The organism is Frigoribacterium sp. Leaf263 (assembly GCF_001422285.1).
In the GTDB taxonomy this organism is placed as follows: Bacteria; Actinomycetota; Actinomycetes; order Actinomycetales; family Microbacteriaceae; genus Frigoribacterium.
Map to the genome: position 1 here is coordinate 1 of NZ_LMMO01000009.1, position 12553 is coordinate 12553.

At 73.4% G+C, this 12553-nt stretch carries 15 protein-coding genes; 9 read left to right on the plus strand and 6 right to left on the minus strand.

The window, feature by feature from the left end:
• The 4 genes from ASF17_RS14805 to ASF17_RS14820 all read left to right on the plus strand — a co-directional run.
• A partial coding sequence (locus tag ASF17_RS14805; RefSeq protein WP_200913512.1) for an RpiB/LacA/LacB family sugar-phosphate isomerase occupies nt 1–253 on the plus strand: 253 nt, incomplete at its 5' end.
• On the plus strand, nt 250–1050 hold the full coding sequence (locus ASF17_RS14810) for a triose-phosphate isomerase family protein (protein WP_055801978.1): 801 nt from the start codon (nt 250–252) through the stop codon (nt 1048–1050). The genes ASF17_RS14805 and ASF17_RS14810, both read left to right, overlap by 4 nt.
• Entirely contained in the window at nt 1047–1850 is an 804-nt protein-coding gene (locus ASF17_RS14815) for a sugar phosphate isomerase/epimerase family protein (RefSeq protein WP_055801982.1), read from the plus strand. The genes ASF17_RS14810 and ASF17_RS14815 overlap by 4 nt, the downstream gene beginning before the upstream one ends.
• A complete protein-coding gene (locus ASF17_RS14820) occupies nt 1843–2748 on the plus strand; it encodes a phosphogluconate dehydrogenase C-terminal domain-containing protein (RefSeq protein ID WP_055801987.1) in 906 nt (301 codons plus the stop codon). The genes ASF17_RS14815 and ASF17_RS14820 overlap by 8 nt, the downstream gene beginning before the upstream one ends.
• A gap of 139 nt (nt 2749–2887) precedes the next feature.
• On the opposite strand, the gene ASF17_RS14825 is transcribed toward ASF17_RS14820, so the two are convergent.
• Complete coding sequence (locus ASF17_RS14825; protein WP_055801990.1) at nt 2888–4393, minus strand: DHA2 family efflux MFS transporter permease subunit; 1506 nt, start codon at nt 4391–4393, stop codon at nt 2888–2890.
• A gap of 274 nt (nt 4394–4667) precedes the next feature.
• Between ASF17_RS14825 and ASF17_RS14830 the strand changes: the two genes are divergently transcribed.
• On the plus strand, nt 4668–5804 hold the full coding sequence (locus ASF17_RS14830; protein WP_055801993.1) for an AI-2E family transporter: 1137 nt from the start codon (nt 4668–4670) through the stop codon (nt 5802–5804).
• 96 nt (nt 5805–5900) lie between these two features.
• Here ASF17_RS14830 and ASF17_RS14835 read toward each other — a convergent pair whose 3' ends face one another.
• The 3 genes from ASF17_RS14835 to ASF17_RS14845 form a co-directional block, all read right to left on the minus strand.
• Nucleotides 5901–6545, minus strand: a complete 645-nt coding sequence (locus tag ASF17_RS14835) for an MOSC domain-containing protein (protein ID WP_082475445.1) — start codon at nt 6543–6545, stop codon at nt 5901–5903.
• 64 nt (nt 6546–6609) lie between these two features.
• The gene (locus ASF17_RS14840) at nt 6610–7335 is read right to left on the minus strand and encodes a TSUP family transporter (RefSeq protein ID WP_055802000.1); all 726 of its coding nucleotides are present in this window, start codon (nt 7333–7335) and stop codon (nt 6610–6612) included.
• Nucleotides 7332–8339 (minus strand): EamA family transporter, encoded by a 1008-nt coding sequence (locus ASF17_RS14845; protein WP_055802004.1) that lies wholly within the window; start codon nt 8337–8339, stop codon nt 7332–7334. The genes ASF17_RS14840 and ASF17_RS14845 overlap by 4 nt, the downstream gene beginning before the upstream one ends.
• A gap of 73 nt (nt 8340–8412) precedes the next feature.
• Here ASF17_RS14845 and ASF17_RS14850 point away from each other — a divergent pair, with 73 nt between their 5' ends.
• On the plus strand, nt 8413–8970 hold the full coding sequence (locus ASF17_RS14850; protein ID WP_082475446.1) for a CGNR zinc finger domain-containing protein: 558 nt from the start codon (nt 8413–8415) through the stop codon (nt 8968–8970).
• A gap of 59 nt (nt 8971–9029) precedes the next feature.
• On the opposite strand, the gene ASF17_RS14855 is transcribed toward ASF17_RS14850, so the two are convergent.
• On the minus strand, nt 9030–9362 hold the full coding sequence (locus ASF17_RS14855; RefSeq protein ID WP_055802008.1) for a DUF3140 domain-containing protein: 333 nt from the start codon (nt 9360–9362) through the stop codon (nt 9030–9032).
• A 99-nt stretch (nt 9363–9461) separates the two neighbouring features.
• Nucleotides 9462–10244 (minus strand): type I methionyl aminopeptidase, encoded by a 783-nt coding sequence (gene map / locus ASF17_RS14860; protein ID WP_055802010.1) that lies wholly within the window; start codon nt 10242–10244, stop codon nt 9462–9464.
• 81 nt (nt 10245–10325) lie between these two features.
• Here map and ASF17_RS14865 point away from each other — a divergent pair, with 81 nt between their 5' ends.
• The 3 genes from ASF17_RS14865 to ASF17_RS14875 all read left to right on the plus strand — a co-directional run bounded on the left by ASF17_RS14865 (nt 10326) and on the right by ASF17_RS14875 (nt 12350).
• Nucleotides 10326–10604: a helix-turn-helix domain-containing protein gene (locus ASF17_RS14865; protein WP_055802013.1), complete on the plus strand. Its 279-nt coding sequence runs from the start codon at nt 10326–10328 to the stop codon at nt 10602–10604.
• 83 nt (nt 10605–10687) lie between these two features.
• Nucleotides 10688–11662 (plus strand): NAD(P)-dependent oxidoreductase, encoded by a 975-nt coding sequence (locus tag ASF17_RS14870; protein WP_082475447.1) that lies wholly within the window; start codon nt 10688–10690, stop codon nt 11660–11662.
• A 31-nt stretch (nt 11663–11693) separates the two neighbouring features.
• Nucleotides 11694–12350, plus strand: coding sequence for a hypothetical protein (locus ASF17_RS14875; protein ID WP_235476676.1), 657 nt, complete (start codon nt 11694–11696; stop codon nt 12348–12350).
• The last annotated feature ends 203 nt before the right edge of the window (nt 12351–12553 follow it).

Sequence of the window (12553 nt, forward strand, 5' to 3'; positions counted from 1 at the left end):
GGCGAACAAGGTGCCCGGCATCCGCGCGGTCACGGCGCACGACTCGTTCTCGGTCGAGCGCAGCGTGCTCTCGAACGACGCGCAGGTGCTCTGCATGGGGCAGCGCGTCATCGGCGTCGAGCTCATGCGCCGTCTCGCGAAGGAGTGGCTGACCTACCGCTTCGACACGACGAGCGCCTCCGCCGAGAAGGTGCAGAGCATCTGCGAGTACGACGGCTCGGCGCAGCCCGTCGGCCTCGACGGCGAGTCATGAGCCCCGCAGCCGACCGCGCCCCCCGGTTCACCATCGGGGTGAGCCTCAAGATGTACTTCACCCACGCGCAGACCATCGAGTGGTCGAGGGCCGTCGGCGAGCTCGCCGAACGGCACCCCGCGGTGCGGTCGGGTCTCGTCGAGCTGTTCGTCGTCCCGTCGTTCCCGGCCCTCGTGCCGGTTCGCGACGCCCTCGCCGGGGCTCCCGTGCGGCTGGGCGCTCAGGATCTCGCGTCGGCGGACTCCGGGGCGTTCACCGGCGAGGTCAGCGGCGTCGAGCTCGCCGAGATCGGCTGCACCCTGGCGGAGATCGGACACGCCGAGCGCCGGCGCCTGTTCTTCGAGGACGACGCCGTCGTCGCCGCCAAGACCGCGGCCGCCCTCCGCAACGGCATCACGCCGCTGCTCTGCGTCGGCGAGATCGAGCAGACCCCGCCCGCCGTCGCCGCCCTCGAGGTGACGTCGCAGATCGACTCCGCCCTCGCCGACGCGCAGGCCGCCGGTCTCACGGGCCCGCTGCTCGTCGCCTACGAGCCCGTCTGGGCCATCGGCGCCCCCGAGCCGGCAGCGAGCGAGCACATCGTCGCGGTCGCCCGCGCCGTCGACGAGCACCTCGCCGCGCTGCCGTCGCACGCCGGCAGCCGGGTCATCTACGGCGGCAGCGCCGGGCCCGGTCTGCTGACCGACCTCGGGGGAGACGTCGCCGGGCTGTTCCTCGGACGCTTCGCGCACGACGTCGCCGCGGTCGAGACCATCCTCGACGAGGCGCTGGCCCTCGACGAGGCGGTGCCCGCGTGATCGGCCTCAGCACCTACGCCTACTTCTGGCGCGGCTCCGACCGCGTGCCGGAGCCGATGACGCTCGACGACATGATGCGCGACACCGCGGCCCAGGGCGTCCGGCTGTTCCAGATCTGCGACCACGCGCCGCTCGCGGACTACGACGACGACCGGCTGCGCGCGCTCCGCGCCCTCGCCGACGAGCTCGACCTGACGCTCGAGCTCGGCACCCGGGGCACGGACCCGGCCGTGCTGCGGACGTATCTGCGTCTCGCCGTCGCGCTCCGCGCCTCCCTCGTCCGCAGCATGTGGACGGCCGGCGACGACCGACCCGACGCGATCGAGACCGACCGGCGCCTCCGCGCGGTGCTGCCGGAGTTCGAGGAGGCGCAGGTCACCCTCGCGCTCGAGACCTACGAGCAGGTGACCTCGACCGAGCTCGTGGCGGTCGTGCGCAGCATCGGCAGCGACCGGCTCGGCATCGTGCTCGACCCCGCGAACACCGTCGCGAACCTCGAGCACCCCGCCGATGTGACCGCCCGCTGCGCGCCCTACGTCAAGAACTGGCACGTCAAGGACTTCGCCTTCTCGCGGAAGGACGGCTGGGTCGGCTTCGCCCTCACCAGCACGCCCCTCGGCGACGGACGCCTCGACTACGACGGGATGCTCGCCCTCCTCGAGCCCGAGGCGCGCGGCATCAACCAGGTCGTCGAGCACTGGCTGCCCTGGCACGACGACCCCGAGACCACCACCCGCCTCGAGGCGGAGTGGACGACCCTGACCATCGAACACCTCAGGAAGAAGAACAGCAATGACTGACACCCTCAGCACGCAGACCGTGACCCAGGCCGCCGACCAGGGGACCCCCGACGTCACCGTCGCCGTCATCGGCGCCGGTGGGAAGATGGGCCAGCGCGTCTCGAACAACCTCGAGAAGAGCGGGTACACCGTCTTCTACAGCGAGGCGTCGCCCGCCGGACAGGAGCTCATCCGCGGTCTCGGACGCGAGGTGACCTCGACGGAGGACGCCATCGTCGACGCCGACGTCGTCATCCTCGCGGTGCCCGACGTCGTGCTCGGCAAGGTCTCCGAGAGCGTCGTCCCCGCCATGAAGTCGGGCTCGATCATCCTCACCCTCGACCCGGCCGCCGCCTATGCGGGACTCCTCGAGCAGCGCGACGACATCCACTACGCCGTCGCGCACCCCTGCCACCCGTCGGTGTTCCTCGAGCGCCGCACCGACGAGGAGTACGCAGACACGTTCGGCGGCATCGCGGCCCCGCAGGAGGTCGTCGCCGCCCTCGAGGGCGAGCCGACCGACGTCGTGCGTCAGCTGGCCACCGACGTCATCACGACGATCTACGCCCCCGTCATCCAGGTGCACTGGGTCACCGTCAAGCAGCTGGCGATCCTCGAGCCCACCCTCGTCGAGACCATCGCGTGCATGATCGGCGAACTGCTGCAGGAGGCGCTCGACACGACGGTCAACCAGGCCGGCGTCCCCGCCGAGGCCGCCCGGGCCATGCTCTGGGGCCACACGGGCATCGCGCTCACCAACGCGCTGCGCGGCTCGAACCCGTTCTCGGACGCCTGCCACATCGCCATGGACTACGGCCGCGAGTCGATCGTCAAGGACGACTGGAAGAAGATCTTCGACGACGAGCAGCTGGACCACGTCATCGCGCGCATGCTGAAGATCGACGCCGTCAAGCGCTGATCGGGTGCGGCGGCGTCGGTCGCCGCCGCCGGGCCCTGCGAAGCGGACCGGGCACTGCGACGATGTCGCGGCGCCCGGTCCGCTTCGCGTTTCCCGGCGCGAGGCCCCGCTGGGCCCCTGTCCCTGCGCCTGCGCTCGGCTAGCCGGCGTCGGGCGCGCTGGGCGCGGCGCGGCGCTGGTCGACCCGGCGCGGCAGCGCGAACACGAGCGCGAAGGCGAGCACGGCGAACGCCGCGCTGACGCCCATGGCCGCGGCGGCGGCGTCGGTGAAGCCCGTCGCGCGACCGGCCGCCGTGGCGAGCTCGCGCCCGCCGGGCAGCGACCCGAACAGCACGCTGCCGATGATCGCGATCCCCACGGCCGAGCCGATGCGCTGGATGGCCGAGATGACGGCGCTGGCCGAGCCGGCGTCGCGGGGGTCGACGGTGGCGACGATGAACTGCACGTTCGGGGCGATGAAGAACCCGTTGCCGAGACCGGCGACGAGCAGCGGCACGAGCAGCAGCCAGTTGGTCAGGTCGGCGGCGTCGGTGACCATCAGCAGGATCCACATCGCGCCGAGTCCGACGGCGACCAGCGCGGTGCCGAGCACGAGCACGTTGCGGCCGAGCTTCTGGGCCATGCGGTTGCTCTGCGACGACGAGATGATGCTGCCCACGGCGAACGGGATGGCGACGGCGCCCGACGCGAGGGCGCTGTTGCCGAGACCCGACTGCCAGAGGAGCGAGATCGTGAAGAAGATGCTCGTGAACGCGGCGAAGTAGACGAGGGCGAGCACGACGCCGCCGGTGAACGACGGGTGCGAGAACAGGGTCGGGGGCACGAGCGGGGTGCGGCCGCTGCGGGTGTAGCGCACCTCCCACAGGGCGAAGGCGGCGAGCAGCACGAGACCGGCGGCGATGGTCAGGTAGGTCCAGAGGGGCCAGCCCTCGTCCTGGCCCTGGATGAGCGGCACGAGCAGGGCGACGAAGGCGGCCGACACGAGCACGAGGCCGACGACGTCGAGGCCCTTGTCGGGGCGGGGCACGGACTCATCGCGCTTCGGCAGCAGGATGGCCGCCGCGATCAGCGTGATGACGCCGAAGGGCAGGTTGACGAAGAAGACCAGGCGCCAGCCGTTCTCGTCGCCGAACGCCTGGATGATGAGACCGCCGATGATGGGGCCGAGCGCCGACGAGACGCCGATGACGGCGCCCATGATCGCGAACGCCTTGCCGCGAGCGCGCCCCGGGAACAGCAGCTGGATGAACGCGGTCACCGCGGGCACGAAGATGCCGCCGGCGAGACCCTGCACCACGCGGAACACCACGAGCTGCACGTCGCTGGTCGCGACGCCGCAGGCGAGGCTGGCGAGCGTGAAGAGCAGCACGCCCGTGAAGTAGACCCACTTGTGGCCGATGCGGTCGCCGATGCGGCCGGCGGGGATGAGGGTCAGTCCGAAGGCGAGGGCGTAGCCCGAGATGATCCACGACAGCGTCGCCTCCGACGCGTCGAGCGAGGTTCGGATGGTCGGCAGGGCGACGTTGACGATCGTCGTGTCGAGCAGGGCGATGAACATGCCGAGCAGCAGGGCGACGAGCGCCAGCCAGGACTGCCGGGGGATGGCGGGCGCCGGGGAGGCGGCCCGGACGGAGGCGTCGGTCATGAGGAGCCTTTCGTGCGGCGCGCGGCCGACGGGGGACGGAAGAGGGGAGGAGGCGCGGGAGGGCGAGCGGGGGAGTCGCGGCGAGAGCGCAGTGACCGGTCGGCCGGAGCTTGCGATCGTACCCGACCCCTGGAGCAAAGATTCAGACTCTGCATTTTCTTCCCGGCCGAGGCAGGAACCCCGGGCGACGGATGCGGGGAACGGCCACGAGGCCGGACCACGCGCAGCGACCACGGGGCGGCCCCGCGCCGCGATGCCACGACAGGATGGACCCATGGCACTCTCCTCACGCGCCCGCGCCGTCCGACGCTCGGCGTCGGCGACCGGACCGACGGGCGCGACGCACCCCGCGCCTCCCGACCCCTCCCGACGCACCGGCGCCTTCCGCTTCGGACTGATCGCGACGCTGGGCGGCGGTCTCGGCGTGGGCATCATCGTGTCGCTGATGGCCCTGTCGACGATCCTCGTCTACATCGGGCTGGCGTTCTTCCTGGCGCTGGCGTTCGAGCCCGTCGTGCGTCGCCTCGTCGACTGGGGCGCGCCCCGGTGGGTCGGAGTCGTCGCCGCCGTCGTGCTCGTGGTCGGCCTCGTCGCGGGCATCGTGTCTGCCGTCGTGCCGGCCCTCGTCGAGCAGCTCGGCTACGTGATCCGCGAGACGCCGGCGACGCTGCAGCACCTGTCGCGCGAGCCCTGGGTGCAGCAGACGGTCGAGACGCTCGGTCTCGATCTCGACGTCGACGACGCCGTGGGGGCCGTCTCGGCCTATCTGCTCGACCCCGACAAGCTGCTCGCCCTCGGCGGCGGGCTGCTCGCCGTCGGTCAGGGCATCACCACCGGCATCACCGCCGTGATCGTCGTCGCCATCCTCACCCTCTACTTCGCCGTCACGCTGCCGCAGATGCTCCGCTCGCTCAGTCGGGCGGTGCCGCGCAGCCACCGCGAGCGGGTCATGGACATCGCCGACGAGATCTTCCTCTCGGTCGGCCGCTACGTCGCGGGTCAGGTCGTGCTCGCGGCCGTCAACGCCGTGTTCGTGTTCATCGTGCTGTCGATCGCCGGCGGACCGGTGCCCGTGCTCTTCGCGACCCTGGCGTTCCTCGGCGCCCTGATCCCGGTGGTCGGCACCGTCGTCGCGTACGCGATCATCATCGCCGCCACGATCACCGTGTCGCCCGTGACGGCGGTCGTGGTCGGGATCGTGCTGCTCGTCTACGCGCAGATCGAGGCGTACGTGCTGACGCCCCGCGTGATGTCGAAGGCGGTGGCGGTGCCCGGGGCGCTCGTCATCGTCGCGGCGTTCGGCGGAGGAGCGCTCGGCGGCGTGCTCGGCGCGCTCGTGGCGATCCCGATCGCGACGGCCGGGGTGCTCGTCTTCGAGCGCGTCGTCGTGCCGAGGCAGCAGCGGGTCTGACCCCGACCGGGGTCGCGGACGGCCGAGGAGGCGCGGGTCGGCCGAGCCGCGCCTCCTCGGCTCCCCAGGGCGGCCCGTCGACCCGGCGGGCCGGCGTCAGGCGTGGGCGGCGACCCGCGCGACGGCCTTCTCGGCGATGCCCCGCATCGTCTCGCTGAGACGCGGGCCGGGGGAGCTCAGCAGCGCTCGGGCCTGCTGCGCGTCGAGACCGGCGAAGACGTCGCCGATGGTGACCCCGTGATCGGGGCGGGACACGACCGAGACGGGGTCGCCGGCCTGGACGGGCCCGGCCTTCACGATCGACAGGTACGCCCCCGGGCGCCCCTCGGCCTGGAACCGGCGGACCCAGCCGCTCTCGCCGAGACGGCGCGCGAAGGTGGCGCAGGGCGTGCGGGGCATCGTCACCTGCAGCACGAGGGTGTCGCCGACGGCCCAGCGCTCGCCGATGACGGCGCCGGTCACGTCGACGCCCGAGGTGCGGAGGTTCTCGCCGAAGAGCCCGGGCACGACCTCGTAGCCGAGGATCCCCGCGAAGTGCGCGGCGTCGTCGTCGGCGTAGGCGTAGACGGCCTTGTCGGGGCCGCCGTGGTGGGCGCGGCTCGCCTGGACGTCGCCGCGGACGCCGAGCCGCTTGACCTCGACCGGGCCGTCGACGGGTCGCTTGTCGATGGCGGTGACGCCGACCGAGCCCGAGTCGTCGAGCAGGGCGTGGACGCGGCAGACGGCGGTCAGCGAGGGCATCCCGCCATGGTGCCGCACGGGGCGGCCCGGCGACAAGCACGGCGTGACCGGCCGACTCGGGCCGTCAGAGCAGCAGCAGGCCCCGGACCACGGCGGCGGCGCTGCCGACCGCGGCGAGCACGAGCACGAGGATGCGCCCCACCCGGGCCGAGACGTGACGGCTCAGGCGATGGCCGGCGACGGCGCCGATCAGGAGGGCGGCGAAGGCGCCGACCCAGACGCCCCAGGGTTCCGTCGGCACGCCCTTCGACAGCACCGACGCGAGGTTGACCGAGAGGAGGAACACCTGGCCCGTGCCGACGAAGACGTCCCGCGACCAGCGCTCGCTCGTCGCGTGCACCGTCAGCGCGGGGCCGCCGACCCCGGCCGTGACGTTCATGAAGCCGCCGAGGGCTCCGGCCGCCACCGCGCCTCCCGGGCCGGGCAGCAGCCGCACGGTCGACGAGAACGCCATGACGAGCACCCCGACCAGGGCGAGCACCCCGACGGTGACGGTCAGGGGCCCGGTCGGGGCGGTTCGGACGACCCAGGCCCCGATCGGGACGGCGACGAGCGCCGGCGCGACGAGCAGCAGGGCACGCCGCCACCGCACGGTGCGCCACGTCTGGGCCAGCAGCACCGCGGCGAGGGCGGCGGCGAGCACGTTGCCGACGGTCACGCCGGCCTCGGGGCCCAGCACGATGACGAGCAGGGGTGCGGCCGTGAGGGCGAAGCCGATGCCCGAGATGCGCTGGGTGAGCGCCCCGAGCATGATCGCGGCGGCGGCCAGGCCGAGGGTCAACGGGGTCACCGTTCCACGCTAGCCCCCGGGGGAGCGCCGGCCGGCGCCGGTGCCGGTGCCGACGCCGGGGCGATGGGCGTCGCCTCGGCCACGGCGTCTTCGGGCGACCCCTCGCGATCCGACCGCACGAAGGCGATCCCCGCGAGGATCGCCGCCCCGCCGAGCCCCTGCAGGAGGGTGAGGGATTCGCCGAGCAGGATCCAGGCCCACAGCGCGGCGGCGGCGACTTCGAGCAGGCCGACGAACGACGCCAGTCGCGACCCCAGCATCGTCGTCGCGGTGATGCTCGCCGCGTACGAGATCGCGGTGGCGACGACGCCGACGGCGAGCATCGGGACCCACCAGGGGGTCGTGGCGCCGAAGAGCCCGACGGGGGCGGCCGACGCGGTGAAGGGCACCAGGCCGGTCGCTCCGACGAGCACGAGCACGACGACCCCGACCAGCAGCCCCGCGCAGGCGAGCGCCACGGGTGGCAGTCCGCGGGCCGGTCGGGCTGCGATGACGAAGTAGGCGGCGCAGCAGACCATCGCCACCGCCGCCGACGCGAGACCGACGGGGTCGAGGCGCCCGCCGCCGCCGGGCGACACGACCAGCACGAGTCCGCCCGCGGCGACCGCCGCGCCGACCAGGACGACCGCGGCCGGCCGGCGGCGGGTCACGACCCAGGCGACGGCGACGAGGAGGAGCGGCGCCATGTACTCGATCAGGATCGCCGTGCCGACGGGGATCCGCCGGACGGCCGCGAAGTAGAAGACCTGCGTGCCGACCACGCCGACGACGGCCATGCCGAGGATGCGCCACCGCGCCGTCCAGAGCGTGCCGAAGCGGCCCCGCAGGGCGAGGAGGGCGAACGGCGTCAGCACGAGTCCGCCGACGAGGGCGCGCACGGTGACCGCTGCGGCCGGACTCCAGCCGCCCTCGAGGAGCGGCTTGACGAGGGCGCCCGAGACGCCGAACGAGGTGGCGGCGACGAGGGCGACGAGCAGACCCCGCGTGGTCGGGTGATGCGACATGGGAGGCCTTCTGGTCAGGGGCTCGAGCGGCTGGTGATCCTGACGCTAGGGTGTCTCACGATAAGGAGTCAACTTGCATTTCGCCCCTGACACGACCGACGTCCTCGCCTTCGACGTCGTGCTGCTCAACACGTCCGCCTCGGCGTCGAGGTCGGGCGCCGACGAGCTCGCGACGGTCGAGCAGCTCGGCGCTCTGCTCGCCGGGAGCGGCTTCTCGGGGCGCATCGACCACGACGAGCGCGAGCTGCGCGAGGTGCACGAGGCGCGGACGGAGCTGCGACGACTGTGGTCGCTCGATCGCGAGACCATGGTCGGCGAGGTCAACGCCCTGCTCGGCGACGCCGATGCGACACCGCGCCTCGTGCGGCACGACGGCTTCGACTGGCACGTGCACGCGACGGCTGACGACGCCCCCCTCGCGGTGCGGATCAGGGTCGAGGCCGCCCTCGCCCTCGTCGACGTCATCCGCTCCGACGAGGTCGGGCGCCTCCGGGCGTGCGAGGCGCCCGACTGCGACGGCGTGCTGGTCGATCTGTCGCGCAACGGCTCGAAGCGGTTCTGCAGCGTGCGATGCGGCAACCGCATGAACATGGTGGCGTTCCGGGCACGTCGGCCGCCGGGCGGCGCCTAGCCGCGCCTCCTCGGCTCCTTCCGACCCGAGCGGACCCGGCCCGCCCCGCGGATCCGGATCTACTTCAGGGGGTCGTTGCCCCAGTTCATCAGCGACCAGCGCCAGTGCGTGTCGGTGACGTCGCCCTCGGGGCGCTGCTTCGAGTGGCGGGCCACGTAGCCGACGACCTTGCGCATGTGGGCGTGGTCGTCGTCCGTGTAGTCGCCCTGCTTCTTCTTCAGGATGCGGACGATGTGACGACCGCTCGCGTGACCCGTGGACTCGTGGCCGTCGGTCTTCTGGCCGACCTCCTTCGATTCGTCGGTGTCGAGCCAGCGCTCGAGCTCGGAGGCGGTCATGTTGACGGCGTCGCCGAACTCGTCGCGCGTCGCCTTGTCGTCGTGGTCGCTCATGCGCCCATCGTGCTCCCGCGGTGCGCCCGGTGCTCGGGCGGCCGCGAGGCGCGCCGAGGTCAGGCGCGGAGGTGCGGGGTCAGGCGCGGAGGGCCGGGGTCAGGCGCGGAGGTGCGCCGGCAGCGTCATGATCTCGGCGCCGGTCTCGGTGATCGCGATCGTGTGCTCGGTGTGCGCGGTGCGGCTGCCGGTCGCGCTGCGGAGCGTCCAGCCGTCGGGGTCGGTGACGAGCCGGTCGGTGTCGGCCATGATCCAGGGCTCGAGGGCGAGCAGCAGACCCGGACGGAGCTTGTAGCCGCGGCCGGCGCGACCGGTGTTAGCCACGTGAGGGTCCTGATGCATGGTCGAGCCGATGCCGTGGCCGCCGAACTCGACGTTGATCGGATAGCCGTCGGCGCTCAGCACGTCGCCGATGGCGGCCGACAGGTCGCCCAGCCGCGCACCCGGGCCGGCCGCGGCGATGCCCGCGGCGAGCGCGCGCCGCGTCGAGTCGATCAGGGCGTCGCTCTCGGGCTGGGGCGAGTCGCCCACCACGAAGCTGACGGCCGCGTCGGCCGCGATGCCGTCGAGCACCACGGCCAGGTCGAGGGTCAGCAGGTCGCCGTCGGCCAGCACGTAGTCGTGGGGGAGCCCGTGCAGCACCGCGTCGTTCACCGCGGTGCAGATGTAGTGGCCGAAGGGCCCGCGGCCGAACGACGGCGCGTAGTCGACGTAGCAGGAGGTCGCGCCCGCCTCGAGGATCATCTCGCGGGCCCAGGCGTCGATCTCGAGCAGGTTCGTGCCGACCCGGGCACGGCCCGAGAGCTCGTGCAGGATGTCGCCCACCAGTGCACCGGTGCGCCGGGCTCGCTGGAGTTCGACGGGGGTGAGGATCTCGATCACGCGGGTGCCTTCCGGGGTGGGTGCGGGGTGCGGCCGCCGATAACTATACCGCCGCGCCTCGATCCGGGCTACGATCGGCGCATGGTCCGACTGCCGCTGAGCCCCGTCGAGGTCGAGCGCGGTCGCCGCCTCGGCGCCGCGCTCCGCCGCGCTCGGGGCGCGCGGTCGATGAACGAGACCGCCGTCGCCGCCGGCGTCTCGCCCGAGACGCTCCGCAAGATCGAGACCGGGCGCATCGCCACCCCCTCGTTCGCGACCGTCGCGGCCGTCGCCGGCGTGGTGGGCCTCTCGCTCGACGTCGTCTGGGCCGAGGCCAGCACGGGCGACCGTCTCGACGAGCCGGCGCTGACCGCTTCGTGACCCGCGCCTCCTCGGCTCCTCGTCGCGGCCGATCGCACGCCGGGGGACGGGACGCGATCCGGGCCGGCTCGGTAGGTTGACGCATGACCGATCTCGCCGTCACCGTCCTGCCCGCCGCCGACTCCGCCGCCCGAGGTGACGCCGGTCAGACCGACGCCTGGGGCGCCGCCCCCGCCCGGCGGGCCATCGCCGGGGCCGGGGCCCGGGAGGTCCCCCTCGGCGACGAGACGCGCATGATCGTCGTCGCCGGCGGCGTCGACCAGGGCGAGCTGCGCCGGGCGATCGACGAGCACCCGGGCGTCTCCGTCGTGCAGCTGCCGAGCGCCGGCGTCGACGCCTACCTCGAGACCATGCGGGGCGCACGGCGCGACGGACTCGTGTTCACCAGCGCCAAGGGCGCCTACAGCGCACCGGTCGCCGAGCACGCGCTCGCCCTCACCCTCGCCACGCTGCGCTCGCTGCAGATCAGGGCGCGCGCCACCTCGTGGGAGCGCGCCCAGCGGGGGATCTCGCTGAACGGCGGCCACGTGCTGATCATCGGCGCCGGGGGCATCGGCACCGAGCTGCTCCGACTGCTGCAGCCGTTCGACGTCGAGGTGACGATGGTGGTGCGCACCGCCCGCGAGGTCGAGGGGGCCGCCCGCACCGTCACCACGGACCGACTCGACGAGGTGCTGCCCGCCGCCGACGTCGTCGTGGTCGCCGCGGCGCTGACCGAGGGCACCACGAGTCTCATCGGGGCCGACAGGCTCGCCGCCATGAAGGACACCGCCGTGCTCGTCAACATCGCGCGCGGCGGGCTCATCGACACCGACGCGCTCGTGTCGGCGCTCGCCGAGGGCCGCATCGGGGCCGCGGGCCTCGACGTCGTCGACCCCGAGCCCCTCCCCGACGGGCACCCGCTGTGGAGCGAGCCCCGGGCGCTCATCACCCCGCACCAGGCGAACACGGACGTCATGACCGAGCCGCTGTTCGAGGGCCGCGTGCAGGCCAACATCGAGGCCCTCGCGAGCGGGGGCGAACCCGTGGGCGTGGTCGACGTCGACGCGGGCTACTGATCCCCAGCCGCCTCGGCGTACGGTCGCCCGCATGAGTCGTCGCCCGCACTCCGCCCGCCCGGCCGCCGCCCGCCCGGCCGCCGCCGGCTCCACCGCCGCAGCCCGCTTCGAAGGCCGGATCGCCGGGATCGGCACGGCGTCGGGCACCCGCGTCGTCATCGGCATGTGGGAGCGCTCGCCCCTCGGCCGCTTCACGGACGTCATGATCGAGGACGGCGCCGGCCACCGCCTCCTGCTGGCCCCGTCGCCCGAGGTGGCCGACTACGTTTCGTCGACCTACACCTTCGACGAGGTGCGCGTCGTGCCCGTCGACACGCGACGGGTCGACGGCGGCATCGCGGTGACGGCGGGAGATCTCGCGGTCCGGCTGACCATCGGCGGCATCTCGCCGCTCGGCATGCTGATGCGCCTCGTGCCGACGCGTCTCGCCACCGAGCCACGGTGGCTCCGGCTGATCGACCCGGTCGCGCGGGTGCTCGTCCGCGGTGCGCGGACGGCGGGCTCGGCCGGCGGTGGCAAGCGCGAGTACTACGGCGTGACGCTGGTGCGCGACGTGACGGCCGCCGTGACCACGCGGGGCGGCGCCGATCTCGGGCCCCTCGCGCCCCTCAGCCCGCCGGTGCGCTTCGGCTTCGGCTCGGCTCCGGCGCGTCCGAGCCTCGTCGACGTGGTGACGACGATCCGCTGACCGCGCCTCGTCGGCACCCGCCCGTGCCTCGTCGGCGACCGACCGCGACCCGGCGGCACGCGGCTGCGCCCCGAACGCGGCGTTGTCCGATCTCCGGCCATGAGATAGCTTCAGACTTCGACGCTCGACCCGGATCGCCTACCCCTCGGACCGGTCGACGCCCCTGACGCCCCCCGAAGCGTCGGGCAGGCTGCGTCCAGGAC

What these genes read in the sequence shown, in the direction of transcription:
- ASF17_RS14835 (WP_082475445.1), bottom strand. Translation starts at nt 6,545, where the DNA reads ATGCCCTCGCTGACCGCCGTCTGCCGCGTCCACGCCCTGCTCGACGAC.
- ASF17_RS14830 (WP_055801993.1), top strand. Translation starts at nt 4,668, where the DNA reads ATGGCACTCTCCTCACGCGCCCGCGCCGTCCGACGCTCGGCGTCGGCG.
- ASF17_RS14870 (WP_082475447.1), top strand. Translation starts at nt 10,688, where the DNA reads ATGACCGATCTCGCCGTCACCGTCCTGCCCGCCGCCGACTCCGCCGCC.
- ASF17_RS14855 (WP_055802008.1), bottom strand. Translation starts at nt 9,362, where the DNA reads ATGAGCGACCACGACGACAAGGCGACGCGCGACGAGTTCGGCGACGCC.
- ASF17_RS14810 (WP_055801978.1), top strand. Translation starts at nt 250, where the DNA reads ATGAGCCCCGCAGCCGACCGCGCCCCCCGGTTCACCATCGGGGTGAGC.
- ASF17_RS14825 (WP_055801990.1), bottom strand. Translation starts at nt 4,393, where the DNA reads ATGACCGACGCCTCCGTCCGGGCCGCCTCCCCGGCGCCCGCCATCCCC.
- ASF17_RS14865 (WP_055802013.1), top strand. Translation starts at nt 10,326, where the DNA reads ATGGTCCGACTGCCGCTGAGCCCCGTCGAGGTCGAGCGCGGTCGCCGC.
- ASF17_RS14875 (WP_235476676.1), top strand. Translation starts at nt 11,694, where the DNA reads ATGAGTCGTCGCCCGCACTCCGCCCGCCCGGCCGCCGCCCGCCCGGCC.
- ASF17_RS14820 (WP_055801987.1), top strand. Translation starts at nt 1,843, where the DNA reads ATGACTGACACCCTCAGCACGCAGACCGTGACCCAGGCCGCCGACCAG.
- ASF17_RS14845 (WP_055802004.1), bottom strand. Translation starts at nt 8,339, where the DNA reads ATGTCGCATCACCCGACCACGCGGGGTCTGCTCGTCGCCCTCGTCGCC.